The following is a 17,064-nucleotide window of genomic DNA, read 5'->3' as shown; positions in this document are numbered from 1 at the left end:
AAAGCTCCTTATATAAAATAAGGAGCTTTTTTAGTTGGATTATTTTGAGATACCTTCAAGGTATTCTTTTAAAGAATAGAGGAGTAGTGGTACTTTTATTTAAGGGTTCCAATTGCGGAGCTTAATTCGAATAACTCTAAATCGAAATAAGGAACAGCAGATAAACTATGATCAAAGATATCAGACATGATATATTCGTAGTTTGCCCAACGTTTATCGCTACTAAACGCATAAATTTCAAGAGGAAGACCTTGCGAAGTTGGTGCTAATTGTCGCGTCATGATAGTCATATCTTTATTGATAGCCGAATGACTTTCAATATACGATTGTATATATTTTCTAAAAACACCCAAATTCGTAAGGTTACGACCATTAATTAATACCGATTTATCGATATTGTGATCTCCATTATAGGTATCAATATCCTTTTTTCTGTCCTTCAGATAATCTGTGATAAGTCCGATTTTTTGCAATTTTTCAACATCTTCATCCGTTAAGTAATGCACACTGGTTGCTTTTAAAAGAATCGATCTTTTAATTCGTCTTCCTCCAGAGTCACTCATTCCTCGCCAGTTTTTAAACGAATCAGAAATAAGTGCATAGGTTGGAATTGTGGTAATGGTCATATCAAAATTCTGCACTTTTACTGTAGAAAGATTAATTTCTATCACATCACCATCTGCTCCATATTTCTCGAAGGTAATCCAATCTCCAATACGTACCATATCGTTAATAGATACTTGAATACTCGCTACAAAACCAAGAATAGTATCTTTAAAAACCAAAATAATAATAGCAGAAGCAGCACCAATAGTGGTTACAAATTTCCAAAAAGAAATACCAGAAATAATAGCAAAAATGGAGAAAAGGCCAACCATCCAAGCAAAAATCATAATCACTTGAATATAACTATCAATAGGTTTGTCTTTAAAACGAGGAAGGGTTTTAAGATAATCTTTCACCGATTGTAAAATACTACGAGCAATCCAAAGTGTTAGAACAATTCCGAAGACTTGCAGTGATTTTTCAATGATATTTTCTAAATAAGAAAAATCTGTAAACACAATAGGAATAAACTCTAAAGCAATAATAAGCGGAATAATATGTGCAATATTACGAGGTACTTTATTTTTAATAAGGATATTATCAAATTTCGATTTTGTCTTTACAGCAAAGATATTAAAGGCATTAATGAGTATCTTTTTAATGATAAAGTCAATAATAAAAGCAACAAGAAGCAATGTTATAAATAAACCAAGCATATTTAGGTACTTGGCTGTACTTTCCGATAAACCAAATTCGATGAAGTAGTCGTAAAGTAAATGCTTAATAGATATAATAGGTAACTGAGAATTCATGTACTAAAATTTAACTACAAAAATACTTTATGTTTTGCGACTATACGAGAGATTAATTTTTTATTAACGTTTATTAATATAGTAAATAAAAGTACCGGTTTTAAAAGGAAATTTTAGTCTACAAAAGGAGAGGAGTAATTACTTATAGTAAATGATATACTACCATACCATAGCCAAAAATACGGATCATTCTAAGGGAGCCATACATAATCACTTTTTTGAAAGGGAATTTTATTATTCCGGCAGTCATACAAGATACCGCAAAAGGAACGGGAAGTAGTGCGCCAATGATAATTAGAAAACCGCCCCATTTTTTAGAGTTTTCAAGCTGTTTTTTCATTTTCACTTCTAAATAGCGATGAAACGAAGCGTTTTTAGTAAATAATTGTCCTAACCAATATGCCAATAAACCACCAAAATAGGATAAGATAGATAATACGCATAGAAATAGCCAGGGCGATTTCAATTTTCCTGCCCAAGCAATAAACATCTCAGGAGGTACAAGTCCAAGGATGGTTTCGGATATAAAAAAGAAACCTAATACGCCGTAAACAGGTAATATTTGCGTGAGGTATACCAAGGATGCGTTAATGTCAATAAATTGATTTATAACTATTATAGCTGCGATTAAAACAATCACAATAGGAATCGCTTTTCTAAGTGCTTTTAAAATAAAACTATAAAATCCGGTGTATATATAGTATTGATGTAATAATTGCAGACGCGATTTGTCTACTTTAGATCGGGTTCTAGTAGGTTTCATTAGGTTAATATTTAGGTACTATTGGGGTTTGCAAGATACAATTAATTTACATAAATCGGATTAAAAGCAGAATAAAACGATTAAAAACACGCTTTTTTAACGTATGTATTGTTGTTTTAGCGGAATTTCTTACGATTTATTCTTTTTTTGGTAGTTGGTTTTTGTTATGGGATGAATAAGATTGTAGTTTGAAATGCTACCGGATTCTGTTTACTGATTTATTTGGAAAGGAATTAGTAGTAACATTAGAATATAATCTTTAAATGCAATTAGAAATATAGAAGGAGAATCTTTTTATTAATTCAATTTGGAACTAGAGTATAGTATTCAAAATTCTATTTTACATACTATTAAAAATATAGATTAAGTATCTATGTTTTTGATACAATAAGAAACTAGAGTATGAATCAATAAATTCTATTTTACATAATATTAATTATAGTACAAATGTATTGTTTAGTTAATAAGAGTGGTTTATCCATTTGATAGCTATAATGTAGTATTATGTAAAATATCCCAGAAGCATTTGTTTTCATAAGAATAATTAGAACTTGGGTCATTAAGCTAATAAGCGGTTTGCTTCGCAGCGTTTAAAAAACATTTGTATCTATAATTAGCCGTTATGTAAAATAGCCGCTACCAAGCGCTCGATTGTTTTATAAAATCAAATTGCTTTGGCAATTTATTTTAAACACAATTATCCATCGCTTGCCAACGCCAAAATAAAAGCTAACATTTTTGCACTTATTAAAAATCGCGTATTCGATAAAATGCACGTAATAAAAAAATTTAGACGATTCTCGTAAGCTTGCCACAAGAGCATAAATTTTAAGAAAAATAAAATTCTATGCACTTGTTATGCTTAGAACTTCAATTAATACTTTTTTTAATGATTCATTATCTTTTGTCTTGAAACAAAAGAAACAAAAATTCAAGGCTGCATAAACTTTTGGAAACAATTAACGGCTCATTCGCTATATTTTAGGAAACATTGTAACTTGTTAACATTGCTTTGAAATCCCTTGTGTAATTGAAATTCTTAAGAAACTGTATTACTAAACCCCTAAAATATGGACGCTCATTTCACCTATTGTTTTAACCAAAATTTTATGAGGCCAAGTTAAATTCCAAGATTCTATTTTACATAATATATTTGTTTCAAGATTTATCCAAACACTGATAAAAATCTAAACTCATTTGAACAGGAATTATTTTAGTGCTATGTTTTGCTAAACTTCCATCCATTTCTATAATCGTTGTCCCTATATTTTCTGTTCCAGATTCTTTAAATAATGCATTTATTAAATCCGCACTTTCAATAAAATAATCTTCAGTTATACTTACATATTTTTTGAATAATCTTTCTATAATTGGCATTAATTCGTTTACAAAAGGCTCAACATAAAACAATTCGCCATAAGCTTCAAAATCTTTACTAAATATTTTATTAAGCTTTGTATTACTTAAAAAAACCGATTTATTGAATTGAACTTTTACTTTATAATCGTACTTATCATCTTTTATAATCTCTCTATCATAATGGACAGATTGTATTGGGTATCTTCTATGTAATGCAAAATCTCTTAATCTTATTAATAAACGATAAGATAAATATCCATCGTATAAATCATTCGTAAATTTTGTGAACTCTTTATATTTATCAGAGCTTTTACCATTTTTGGATTCTAAATCATTAAACATATGTTCGACAAATGATTTAAAGCAACTTATATAATTAATAAAAGCTCTATTAATGTCTACAAATCCTTTTCGTTTGTAATCATAACCGAGACTACTACTCTCTTCATCTTCTTGATATAATTTCTGATATCTTTCAACAGTCCTGAAATAATCGTCTTTGTTTAATTGTATTTCTAATAATCTTCTTTGGAAATAGTCAAACTCGTGTAGAATATCATTCGCTTGTTTTATTTCTTTAGATTCGTTTTCTGTCAATTCCCTTATAGCTCTAGGAAGTTCTTGGTCACGATTAGTAAAATATGTTTTTCCTAGTTCCATGTATTTTTATCTAATAATTAATAGTCTTTAGAGCTAAACGTATTTTCTATATTCCCAAATCTATCTATCAAAATATTCCAAAAACGAGAAGGTTGATAATCAATTGTCCATGGATCTCCTCTTCTTGTCATTATGGTGATTTTTTTTGATCTAATTAGTATACATTCTCTTTTTGCTCTACTAATACATACATAGCAAAGTCGATGAGCTTCTTGCATTTGTCGTGATCCTTCTTCAACCCTATAAGTATAAGGAAATCTACCTTCTTCCATTCCTAACATAATAACAGCTTCAAATTCCAATCCTTTAGAACTATGCCTTGTAGTTACAGTAATCTCATCTTCAGGTTCTCCTAAATAAGCAAATCTACTTAATTTTGAATTTTTTAAATTTTTATTTTTGGCCTCATCTAGTAATAAGGCTAAATTTTCATTCTCATCTGGGTAACGATTTGAGTCTACAAGCATTTCATTTAACTCTAAGCTATTGAATATAAACTCTAACCAATCAAAGACATTTTCTTTGTTTTTACTTCCAATTAGAATTTCATGAAATAAAGTTTTCTGTCTAATTTCTTCCCATAAAAATCTACTATCGTTATGTAATTTAAGTTGTGAATGCCAAAATTTGAATAGCCCATCAAATGATTGTTTTGATTTGTCTAAGCACCATTGAGCACAATCTTGCAACCAAAAAACAATATCTGTATTTGTAAATGTCCATTTTACTATATAGAAAGGTATTTTATAATCTTTTAAAACAGCAGCCATTTCTGTAACCTCAGGGTTAGCAAATGAATTGGCTCCAACTAATATTCCAATTTCTTTATATGGTATTCCTTTCTCAAGTAATTTGGGTATTATTTTTTTAGCAACAACATCATATTGTTGTTGTCGTTCTGCCTCACACGTAATAAAAGTTAATTCAGCACTTTCTCCAATACGCTTTTTTGCATCATAACTTAATCGAGGAGGATTTAAAGCTAATGTATCAATTGAGCCCTCTATTATATCTTGATTACTTCTATAATTTGAAGTTAAGGGAATAGATTCGAAATCTGACATAGTATCAAGCTCATTTAAAAAATCTGGATATGCTCCATTAAACCCATAAATGGACTGATTCATATCTCCCACTGCAAATATTTTTGCCCCTGTTTGATTTTTTAACTCTAAAACAATTTCATGTAATGCCTTTCCTAAATCCTGATACTCATCAATAAGAAACCACGGAAACCTAGCTTCTAAAGTTTTCTTGACATAATCTTGTTCCTTAATCATTTTTGTTGATATATTAACCATACTAATAAAATCAACTGATCCTGATTCTTTTAATTTCTTCTCAAATAATTCAGAAGCTTGAACATGAAAAGCATCTGTCTGAATTTGAACTTCACTAATTCCAATAAATGATAAAGATCTTTGCTTATTGATATCCATCATTGAAATTCCATTAAATTCTACACCTAAATCAGATATAACTCCATTGTATATTTGACCAATTAATTCATTTGAAGCAATTTTTAGAGGCACAGGAACATTATATTCTGGAAAAAGATGACCAAAGGGTTGAAGTATATGAATCAAACAAAAACCATGCATAGTTCCTATAAAATCATACTGATTTCTTTGATAACCGTACTCTCTTAATCGCTTTTTTAATTCTCTAACAGTTTCTCTACTATAACTTATACATGCTAAACCTGATGGAGAATGGATATTTGATTGAACTAACTTTATAGCTTTTAATGTAAGAACTCTAGTTTTTCCACTTCCTGGACCAGCAATAACAACTGTGTTGTTATTTGAATTATATGCTTTCCATTGACTAACATCTTTACTTATAAGTGTTTGATCTTTATAGAATAATTTATTCATGATTAGCTCTAACCTTATTAATTATTCCGTTAACTCCATTTTTTATATAAATGGGAACCATTTCCAAAGTTAATTGAGAAGAAAGGCGTTGTGCAAACCTTCCTTTACTAATGTTGTTGTCAATTTTTTTCAAAGCATTCCAAAAGTTTCTGTCATCTATTTCGTTATCAAAATTTTCCTGTTGTTTTTCACCTCCACTTCTAACTTCTGAATAAACTTTCTTAAAAGTCAACAAGCCTTCTTCGTTAGAATTTGCCATTGAATCAACTTCAAAAGTATAAAAACCAACATGGCAATTGTTATTTCTAAGCAGTTCAAGTTGATCTGGAAAACTTGCTTTAGGTATATCTTTATCTTCACAAATTTTAAGATCAATCAACATTTTATTCATTAATTCTATTCCTCTGAAATTTTGTTGAGTCCCTTCTAACCAATCTCGATGATAATGTTTTACGCTTTTCTCTTTACCTTCTTTATCTTTTTTAATTTCTAATTCATAGTAATCTCCATCTGTAATTAAACTCCAAGGTATTCCAAGTGATTCTAATAATTGTACATACGGTTTGAAATTTGTTGAATGAATATTACATACTACAATACCTAAATCTTCCAAAGGTGTACCCATCAATTGAGCCACTTTAGGGATTATATATTCTTCAGTAATTCCTTCGACTAAGAGTACACCTTTGCCAAAGTATATTTCACCTCTCTTGGCATCAAGATATCGTTCAATGTCTTCTTTATCTTTTTCATCTATCTTCAAGCTTGCTGTTGAAAACATTTTAGTTTGATTCACTTCATACCTACCATGTACAATTGTTTCTAATGGAGCGACAGAAGTTATATAAGGCGAGTGTGTAGTGAAGATAACAGAACTCTCACTTTTGTGTAAAACTTCTCTATAAATTAATCTTTGTAAAACTGGATGTAAATGAGCTTCGGGTTCTTCTAAAGCCAATATTGTTGCTGTATGTGGTTGGTAATTATATCTATCAAAAAATGAGTACAGGCTTTTATTTGTATCTGCATTTATTTCATCTTTTAGAATATAATTATTTTCTGTTACACTTATCTTGTAATTATTAGTTACTATTTCTACTCCTTCTTTATCCAATAAATTTTTATAATCTTCTACCTTAAGTATTCTAGGAACAGTTTTATCTTTCAATAATAACATCATCATCGAAACATATAAAATGTTTGCCAATCCCAAACTTAATTCAGCTACTGGACGCTCCTTTATTCCCATATATACTTGAATTGTATATAATAATCTCTCTATGTCAATATCATATGGGCGAAGATTTACGGTATTGTCTTGTTGTAAACCTGCTAAAGTTGTGAATTTTTTCTCAATTACATTTTTAACATCTCTAATTTCATCTAAATTCAAAATTTCTTCAGCTGCATCTTTCATTGATTCAGCAATTTTTTTTAATTCATCTTGTTCAATATTATATTGTTTTACAAGCTTATATAAAGGAGATCTTTTATTTGCATTTAGTTCTCTTTCAACATCTCGTAAAGCACCAATAACTTTTATGTTTAATAAATCTCTATCCTCGCGACGAAATATTTTTTCTTCGTTTATTCCTTTATAAATAATATACTGATATCTAATAATTTTTTCTACTTCATCTTTTATAGGATAATATTTATAATTAATCTGTAATGTTGGCGGATTAGTAGAAATAACAGCATCTTCAAACTGAGCAACTAATTGTCTGTTATGCTCATAATTTTGAATTTCAATTGTTATTTTTATTTCTTCTCCATTTTCAATAGGTGTTTCTATACTATCATTAAAATCGCTAGAGCTTAACTCTCTATCAAAATCAGAAAAACTTTGGTCAAGTATGATTTGGATTGCTCTTAAAAAATTTGTTTTTCCAATTCCATTCTCTCCGACTAATACTTGTTTATGATTTAATTTTACGTCAATATCTAAGAAATTTCGAAAGTTTTTAATTTTAACTCTTGATATAAATGGGCTTTTCATATAATTTGATTATGAATTATTTTAAAAAATGATTGTGTTTGAAATTGAGGTGTTTTATTATACACATCAAAAACAAATTAGGCACAAAATGTCTATTGAATAATTAATTATAGGGAGAGTTTAAATATAGTGAATTTTGTAGGAATTGTTTATGAGGAAAACCGTAAACGCATGAATATTTGTTAATTTATAACCATTCCACACACATTATGCTTCCCTCCTACGTCGTCGCATAAAAAGTGTTCCATTAGCATTGTAGAAGAAACTTTTTAGGATTAAATTTTTTTCAAGAAACTGAAGTAACAACTTTCGCTTTTAACCAAAGCTCAGGTTACATAACGCAGAACATTATAATACAGAAAAAGAATTATAATCCGACGTTATATAAAATAGCGATAAGTTATACCTAATTACTGTTTAATCCTATAAAATCAAATTTCTTCACAGCCGCATCAACTCGCAGATTCTTAAAATTCATCCACAGGATAAATTTCACTCACTCCTATTTCACACACAAATGCGTAGCATTCATAAGCTCCTCTAAAACAATAAAAATCTTGCGAATAATTATCCAACTCTTGCCTTTATTTATACTGACCGTAGTTGAAGTACCAAAATAAAAGCTAACCTTTTTGGGCTGTATTAAAAATCGCGTATTCGATAAAATATTGGTAATTAGATGAAACCTTTTAGCTATACTATAAATCTTAAAATATAAGTTTAACCAAAAAAATATTTAACTTTTCTTAATTACTTTTTTTAGTACTGTTCCATTTTTTGAATTAATTTTTATAAAAAATAAACCATCAGGATAAGATTTAAGGTTTACATTCTTCAAATTATTTTTTTGCTCAAAAAGTAATTTACCTATAACAGAATACACTTGAATGGATTGGATATGAATGGTTGAACTAATCGAAATTATATCTTTAGTTGGATTAGGGGAAATAGAAACGGTATTGTTTCCCTCGTTTTCTAATACATTTAATACTGCCGAAGAAATATCATAAACTCTAACGTGCCCATTTTCACTACCTGCATCTCCTGTATCAGCATCATTATGATAAGCTCCAATTGCGATTCGAGTTCCATCTCCAGAAAGTGCAATACTATTTCCTGATCTATCTGCATAGGATTCACCATAAATTACATCGCCAATAGTTTGCCATTCTTCATTTTCAAAATTAAAAAGCCTTACACTGCCAATATTATATGAATGAAAATTGACATCAGCATCATTAAATTCACTTCCTACAGCTAAAATATTTCCATCATTAGAGAATGAAATAGATGTACCTAAGCCTTCATATCGAACACCATATAGATTTTGCCCTTTTTGTATCCAATCTGTACCATCAAAAGTATATACTTGAACAGCTCCTTCATCTGAATTTGGAATATCACCCAAATCATAACCTATTCCAAGAGCTATTGTTAAACCATCGTCAGTTATTCTTACATTACTTAGTTCTTCTATTGCACCGTCTGAATGAATAATGACTACAATGTCGCCCCCCATTTGTTGCCATTGACTACCATCATATTCATATATTTTAGCCATGGAAGGACTTCGTAATATCGTAGCAAACCTACTACCATCTGCGGATAGCGATACATCATAACCAAAACGATCAGGTACATTTACCGGATTTACTACCTCTATTTGTTGCCCGAGAAGTTCCCAGGTTTGATTAGTAATATTATATTGGTATGATCTAACATATCCTGAGGCATTATTAGATCCTAAATCTACTCCTAATCCTGATGCACCAACTGTAATTATATGTCCATTAGCTGACAAGGAAACTTTACCTCCAAAATAAGCATTTTGACCAGTTTGAAAATCGACTACAACTTCAATACTTGCTCCCAGCAACACCCATGCTCCATTTACAAAATGATAAACATTTACTCTACTACCACCTGGGCTTCCGACAGCGAGTATCAGTCCATCTGCTGATAAATCTACTGATGCCCCAAACTCATTACTGAAATTTATGTCTCCTTCTAATTTTTGCCCCATTAAACCCCAACTACTACCATTATAAGAATATACTTTTACGCTTCCTGGCCCTGGGTCATTTCCAGAAGAATACGCAGGTCTGGGCGCACCTATTGCAACAATATTGCCATCCTCTGAATATGCTACAGAAGAACCAGATCGATCCCATACATTTTCTCCATCTATATCCTGACCTATTTGGATTTGAGCATTCAGAATTTGGCAAAATAAAATGGATAGTATAAAGTAAATTTTTCTCATAAAAAGTAGTATTTAAATATCTTACAATAATAATCTAAATAATATACTTATCCTAAGGATGTTTTTTGTTGTAGCTCCATTCCACACAAATTCCACTACACTCCTAGCATCATTTATCCATCGCTCTCTTATATTTTAGAAATAAGAGCTCGTGCATTCCATTTTAATCAAAAACATAAAACAGCATCTAAATAACTTAGATGCTGTTTTATTAAGCATTATTCTAAAAAGTAGTTTCTTATATATTAGTCTACTTATTTTAATGACTTAGAAGCCATAGGATAATCTGTATATCCTTTTGCTCCTGTTGTATAAAAGGTGTCTTGGTCCCAATCTGCTAATTCTAAATGGTTTTCAAAACGTGCTACCAAATCTGGATTAGAGATAAACAGTTTTCCGTAAGCGATCAAATCGGCATCACCAGCTTCTAATACTTTGTTTCCTTTATTTTGATCAAACGCGGTGTTAATCATTAAAGTACCGTTGTATAATGGTCTAAAGTGTTTTGCTATTTCTGTTACCGCAAAAGGATTTTCAGAAACATCTGTAAACGGTTCTGATAAATGTACGTAGGCTAAATCGTAATCGTTTAGTTTTTTAATAAGGTATTCGAAAGTTGGAATGGTATCCTTATCCATGGTAATTCCGAATAAACCATCTAAAGACGGATTAAAACGAACACCAATTTTTTCCTGCGGAATCACTTCTTTCATAGCATCTAAAACTTCGAAGAAAAAACGGGTTCTATTTTCTATACTTCCGCCGTATTCATCTGTTCTTATATTGGATGTTCCGTTGAAGAATTGATGAAATAAATAGCCATTGGAAGAATGAATTTCTACACCATCAAAACCTGCTTTTACTGCATTGGCAGCTGCATTTTTAAAATCGGAAACCGTTCGCTTTATATCGGCAATAGTCATTTCCTTTGGTGTAACCGTATCTTTGAAACCTTCTGGAGTAAATGATTTTGAATTGGGATTTATGGCAGAAGCCGAAACTGGTAATTCGCCATGATGAAAATCTGGATGCGACATGCGTCCAACATGCCATAACTGAATAAAGATTTTCCCGCCTTTATCGTGTACACGCTTGGTTACTTTTTTCCAGCCTTCCACTTGTGCGTCGGTATAAATTCCGGGTGTATTAATATATCCTACTGCTTGTTCCGATACTTGAGAACCTTCCGTAATAATTAACCAGCGGAAGCACGTTGCTCATAATACAAGCCTTGTAATTCATCTGTTGCTATTTTACCTTCGTTATCTGCACGACTACGTGTCATAGGTGCCATAACGACTCTATTTTTTAAATGTAAATTTTTATTATATGGAGTTAATAAGGGTTGTGTACTCATTTTATTATTTATTGTAAGATGGATACAAATTTACAAGACGTCTTTATTCTTTTTCAGATTTACACCTTTTTTATGAATAGATTTAACAGTAACCATATTTATAATAAAATCCTAAGTTTAATAATACATTCTAAAATCTAGTAAATTACAAATTTTGTGATGCCTTTGATGCAGCTCTTCCACAACATCTAGCATATTATCATCTTCTTTAAATAAGTTAAAGAATGCCATATCCAGATGTGAACTAGTTATTCCATTAGATGCATTTCCATATCCGGAAACTGCTTTTGCTCCAGTGATATCCAAAAAATATTGTGCTTCTTCTGCGTCTAAATCTAGAACTTTTGCATTGGAGAAATGTAAAATCTTTCCTTCTAATCGTCCTTCAAACATTTCTGCAATTTCTTGTAAACTATAGTAATAATCATTTAAACAAATACTATTTGCTTCCCCTGTTATAACCATGTAAATTATTTCATAGTCTTTAAAATGATGATCATCCAAAACCAATGCATTTAAGCTAGATTCTAATCCTTCAATGGTGTCACATGTATTATAAATACTGGCTACTCCATATTGCATGGTCAATTGTTCTAATTTTTTTTGTGCTTCGGTAACGGTATCTATTTCTATGTCTTCCACTGCTTCTAAACAGTAAATGAAATAATCGGCATCTATTAATTGTTCTTGGGGTAATTGCTGTGTTTTCTCTAACAAATCTCTGTATTTATGTCAAGTCTATAAAACGCAAAATTAATGCAAATCTTTTATTTTTTTCAGGGATTTCATATAAAACACATAGAATATGTTTAGAATGTTTTAGGGAGCAGTTAGTTTTATTCAACCCATTAATAATAGGGAGGTTTCTTTAGTTGAAGAAATGAATACTATGTTTAAGGGAGCAACATCCTTTGATTAAGACATCTCCTACTGGTGTGTGTTTTATGAAAATTTATAATACGAACAACCTTCAGATAGAACGTTTTATTAAAGACTGATTTTTTTATAGAAATCGGAATAAATATTATACTTCCCCTCTATAGATACTTCCATAAAAAGTGTTTACACGATCGCCTATATTTGAGAAATAAGAGTCGTGAACCGCCTTTGTTGGTTACATTAATATTTAGGTTAACTATTATTCCAATTTAAAAATGTAGTTACAAAGTGTTCTTTTTTTCTAAAGGATACCGGTATTTTTTTACCATTTTTCAAATGAATAATTCCAGATTTCTCATACTTATCAATAAATTTTAAGTTGACTATAAACGATTGATGTGGACGAATAAAATTAGCTGTAATTAGTCGTTCTTCAAATTCCTTCAAGGTTTTGGAAACCAAATACTTTTTATTATCGCTACAATAAAACGTGGTATATCCTTTATCTGATTCACAGAACATTAATTCCTTTAAATCTACCACCTGAAAGCTATCATGAAGCGATAATACTAAGGTGTTATCTTCCTTATTCCAAGCTTCTTTTACGGTTTGTATTTGCTTCCTTTGTGTGGCAATAGGTAATTTTTCTACTTTTTGTAATGCCAGTTCCAGTTCTTCTACATCCACAGGTTTTAAAAGATAATCTACAGCTCCCATTTTTAAAGCTTGTAGTGCAAATTCTTCATAAGCGGTTATAAATATTACTTTAAACGCTAAGTTTTCTGTTTGTTCTAAAAAATCGAAAGCAGTACCATCTAGAAGATTAATATCTAAAAAAATTAAATCTGGTTTACAAGCATTCGTAACTATAACGGCATCTTTTACAGATTCGCACTCGCCAATTACTTCTACTTTGGCATCTATTAATTGCAATAAATTAAGCAGTCCTTTTCTAATATATGCTTTATCTTCTACTAGTAGTGTTTTCATTATGCTACTGTTTTATACGGAATTATTAAAGTAACAATGGTTCCTTGTTCGTTATATTTTTTTCTATCTTCTATAGACACAGAACCTTGCATATTAAAATCTTTAGATAATACTTCTAACCGTTCCGAAGTTATTAGTGTGGATAATGATTTTTTATGTGTATTCTTTCCTTCTTTCTTAGAAGCAACTCCTACCCCATTATCTATTATAGTACAAATTAGCTTTTTTTCTAAATAACTTAAACGAATATCTATTTTTCTGTTTTCTTTTTGATCTACAAAGGCGTGCTCTATAGCATTTTCTACAAAGGGCTGAATGAGCATTGGTGGTACTTCAAATAAAGGAATATCAATACTGTCTTCTACTAAAACAGTAGATTGATAGTCGTCATTTTCTAAATTCTGAAGGGCTAAATAATTTTGAATGGCTGTCAATTCTTGAGATAAAGAAACCGTTTTATCTCTGGAGTTTTCTAATATAATACGGAGTAATTTTGAAAATTTCGAGAGATAATAAACAGATTTTTTTTCTTCTTTATTTAAAATCATCCCTTGTAAAACGGAAAGCGAGTTAAATATAAAGTGCGGCGTCATTTGAGAACGTAACAACTTTTGCTCGATAACTATATTTTGTGTTTTAGATTTTATATTTTTTAATTTTTGATAGAAAATAATGCCTCCCAAAAGTATGGAAATCAAAAGAAAACCTATAATTGCCCATAAATAATCTTGCTTAGATTTTTGTAAATCTTTACTAGTAGCTGTTACTACTTTTGTTAATTGTAATTCTCTAATACGAGAAGAATCTAATTGTTGCTTGTACTTATATTCATATTCTAACTGCGTAATCTTTTCAATATTTTCCTTATTAAAAAGGCTGTCCTGAAATGCTTTAAACTTTTGATGGTTTATCAAAGCTTTTTTATAATCTCCTTGATGTTCGTAAATTTGAAAAAGTAATTCGGATGCTTTTTTTTGAGAAGGAAGCACCTTCAAATTATTAGCAATCTCTTCTCCTTTTAAAGTATAGGAAAGCGCTTTTTTATATTGTTTTTCCTCCAAATAGGTTGCTGCAATTCCTAAATAGGTTTCCGCTAAGCCTTGTTGATCACCAATTTCTTTACTGATATCCATCGACTTTATATAATTCTCTCGTGCAATCGCTGGTTTTTTAAGCAGCAAGTGAACTTCAGCAATGTTCTTTAAACAGATAGAAGTTTGTTTTACAGCATTAATATCTTGACTTATCAGTAAAGATTCGTTAATAAATTGAAGCGCTTTAGTGTATTCCTTTTTGCTTTTATATATAAGACCTATGTTTGCTTTATTGGTTGCTATTAGGCTTTTACTTCCGTTATTGGACTGAAAATCTATAGACTGGTTGTGATACGCTAGAGCTTTATCATATTTACCCATAGATCTATAGACAGTACCAAGACTATTGAGTGCATTTGACATGCCAATAGTATCTCCTTCTTTTTCTAAATACGCAAAAGCTTGCTTATAATGTTCTATCGCAAGTGGAAAATTTCCTAAATATTTATAAACAATACCTAGGTTACTAAGCGCATACGGAATACCATATTCGTGGTTTATTTCTCTACTATACGTTAATCCTTTTTTATAATTAGAAATAGCTTCCGGATATTGTCCTGTTTCTGCATATATAGTTCCTATGTTTAATAAACTTGCAACCAGTTTTTTCTTAGCATGCATGGCTTCATATATTAGCAATGCTTTATTGTAATAGTTTAATGCCTCATCATACTGTGATTGCTGATAGTGTGAGACTCCTATTGCATTATATAAAGACGCCATTCCCTTTTCATCATTAAGACTGTCAAATAATTTAAGAGACTGCTTATAATAATCTAACCCGGCAGCATAGTTAGACTTTCTACTTTCAATAATGCCTTTTATATAAAAAATATTAGCTTTCCCTCTCGTAAAGTTTAAGCTATCATTTATGGCTTCGGCTTCGTCAATATATAAATTTGTTAATTTCATATCTCGTTGAAAATAGGTAAATGCCAAATCGTATAAAATATCTGCTCTTGTAGTATCGCGTTCTTTATGCTTTTGTAATTCTACATGAAGACTATCCATATATTTATTTTGAGCAATAACGGAAACTGGAAAAAACAAGGAGATTATTAAAAATACAATAAGGATGTTAATGATTTTCATAGGAAACAAAGACGTATTTTAAACTAATTAACAATATAATCTTAATTGTTATTTATAAAAACCAGAATATAAGATTTCTGATAGAAACAAAAAACTAAATAAAGAACAAAACCGCAAGCACTTTAATTAAAACGCTTGCGGTTACTAAAATAAGGGAAACCAAAGTAGCTAATAAAATGATTAATAGCATAATAAGTAATTTACTTTGCAAACTTTTTAGTAAGTTTCCCTGTATCAAAATTAAGTTCTAAAATATAAATCCCACTAGACAGCGCATCTATTGCTATAGTACTATTTGTACCTTTTTTTACTTTAGCACCTGTAATACTGTAAATGGTATAGTTTTCTAATCTAGCTACACCTGTAGAGATTATCTTTAATGCATTAAAAGTATTGACAACTTTTACCTCGTTAGCTAACTCAAAATCAGAGATACTTAATGCATCTTCTGTTACCGACATAAAACCAGTCCATAAAGCACCAGCATCTGTAATGTATGCTCCCATAGTACCAGCTGGTATGTGTAAATGAATACCACTACGAAGACTATTAATAGTACTACTACCAAAAGTATCGTTAGTTCCTGTAATTATAGTAGGTGGTGTTGCGCTTTCAGAAAAAACATCCGTTAAAGATAGATTATTAGAAAAAACGACAAAACCCATATAGGTAACACTAGCTGGTATAGTAATACTCGTCAAAGCAGCATAACGAAAAGCAGCATCACCTATACTAGTAACGTTATTACCAATAATAACATTATCTAGATTGTAATTTTGGACAAAAGCACCAACGCCAATTGTAAGAACACTGTCAGGAATAATAACACTAGTTAAATCATTATTTTGAAATGCAGTAGTGCCAATTGCAGTAACACTATAAGTTGTTGTGGCATTATCAACTGTTTCAGGAATAGCAACATCTGAACCACCATTAGCGAAATCATAACCTGTAACTTCAACAGTATTTGTACCAGAAATAATGGTATACTCTATAAAATTAGCATCTGTAAACGTTTGCGAATGCCCTATTATAGTTATAAATAGAGCCATTAAAATAAGTAGTGATTTTTTCATAAGGAAATAGGTTTTAAAAGTTTATTTAAAGCCAAAGTAGTTTTATGAAACACAGTAAAAAATAGGAAATCTTTTTTTGTAAGGTTTTAAGTCATAAGCGTTAGGATGTACTTGATATGCGTTATTTTCTATTGGAAATTATTGGAGTATCGTAGAACTCGTGTTGAAAAACAAGAGGGAAAGTGGGTTTGTACAAGTGTTTATGCAAAGGATTAATATTGTTTTATAGGAGTTTATAAACTTTCTGCTTCGTTTTCATAAAAATCGTTTGTACTCGTTCCTGCGTCAATCCACCTT

General features: G+C 30.4%; 10 protein-coding genes and 1 pseudogene. All 11 read right to left on the bottom strand.

What is annotated here, in order from left to right; all coding sequences use genetic code 11:
- Positions 1–95 precede the first annotated feature (95 nt).
- Complete coding sequence (locus tag AMD28_RS14855; RefSeq protein ID WP_055444913.1) at positions 96–1,358, bottom strand: mechanosensitive ion channel family protein; 1,263 nt, start codon at positions 1,356–1,358, stop codon at positions 96–98.
- A 142-nt stretch (positions 1,359–1,500) separates the two neighbouring features.
- Positions 1,501–2,121, bottom strand: coding sequence for a YqaA family protein (locus AMD28_RS14850; protein ID WP_055444912.1), 621 nt, complete (start codon positions 2,119–2,121; stop codon positions 1,501–1,503).
- Positions 2,122–3,279: 1,158 nt separating this feature from the next.
- Positions 3,280–4,140 carry a hypothetical protein gene (locus AMD28_RS14845; RefSeq protein WP_055444911.1) on the bottom strand — a complete coding sequence of 287 codons (861 nt, stop codon included), beginning with the start codon at positions 4,138–4,140 and terminating at the stop codon, positions 3,280–3,282.
- A 17-nt stretch (positions 4,141–4,157) separates the two neighbouring features.
- Positions 4,158–6,017 carry a UvrD-helicase domain-containing protein gene (locus tag AMD28_RS14840; RefSeq protein WP_055444910.1) on the bottom strand — a complete coding sequence of 620 codons (1,860 nt, stop codon included), beginning with the start codon at positions 6,015–6,017 and terminating at the stop codon, positions 4,158–4,160.
- Complete coding sequence (locus AMD28_RS14835; protein WP_055444909.1) at positions 6,010–8,016, bottom strand: ATP-dependent nuclease; 2,007 nt, start codon at positions 8,014–8,016, stop codon at positions 6,010–6,012. The genes AMD28_RS14840 and AMD28_RS14835 overlap by 8 nt, the downstream gene beginning before the upstream one ends.
- A 736-nt stretch (positions 8,017–8,752) precedes the next feature.
- Positions 8,753–10,279, bottom strand: a complete 1,527-nt coding sequence (locus AMD28_RS14830; protein WP_055444908.1) for a T9SS type A sorting domain-containing protein — start codon at positions 10,277–10,279, stop codon at positions 8,753–8,755.
- Positions 10,280–10,533: 254 nt separating this feature from the next.
- A pseudogene (locus AMD28_RS14825) lies at positions 10,534–11,636 on the bottom strand (alkene reductase).
- A 117-nt stretch (positions 11,637–11,753) separates the two neighbouring features.
- Complete coding sequence (locus AMD28_RS14820; RefSeq protein ID WP_055444907.1) at positions 11,754–12,353, bottom strand: DUF6642 family protein; 600 nt, start codon at positions 12,351–12,353, stop codon at positions 11,754–11,756.
- 414 nt (positions 12,354–12,767) lie between these two features.
- Positions 12,768–13,505 carry a LytR/AlgR family response regulator transcription factor gene (locus tag AMD28_RS14815; protein WP_055444906.1) on the bottom strand — a complete coding sequence of 246 codons (738 nt, stop codon included), beginning with the start codon at positions 13,503–13,505 and terminating at the stop codon, positions 12,768–12,770.
- Entirely contained in the window at positions 13,505–15,691 is a 2,187-nt protein-coding gene (locus AMD28_RS14810) for a tetratricopeptide repeat-containing sensor histidine kinase (protein ID WP_241492528.1), read from the bottom strand. The genes AMD28_RS14815 and AMD28_RS14810 overlap by 1 nt, the downstream gene beginning before the upstream one ends.
- A gap of 200 nt (positions 15,692–15,891) precedes the next feature.
- Positions 15,892–16,767, bottom strand: coding sequence for a leucine-rich repeat domain-containing protein (locus AMD28_RS14805; protein WP_055444904.1), 876 nt, complete (start codon positions 16,765–16,767; stop codon positions 15,892–15,894).
- Positions 16,768–17,064: the final 297 nt, after the last annotated feature.

It is taken from the genome of Lacinutrix himadriensis, assembly GCF_001418105.1.
Classification (GTDB): Bacteria; Bacteroidota; Bacteroidia; order Flavobacteriales; family Flavobacteriaceae; genus Oceanihabitans; species Oceanihabitans himadriense.
The sequence above is the reverse complement of the archived record's forward strand: the minus strand, read 5'-3'. Positions and strand labels throughout refer to the sequence as shown.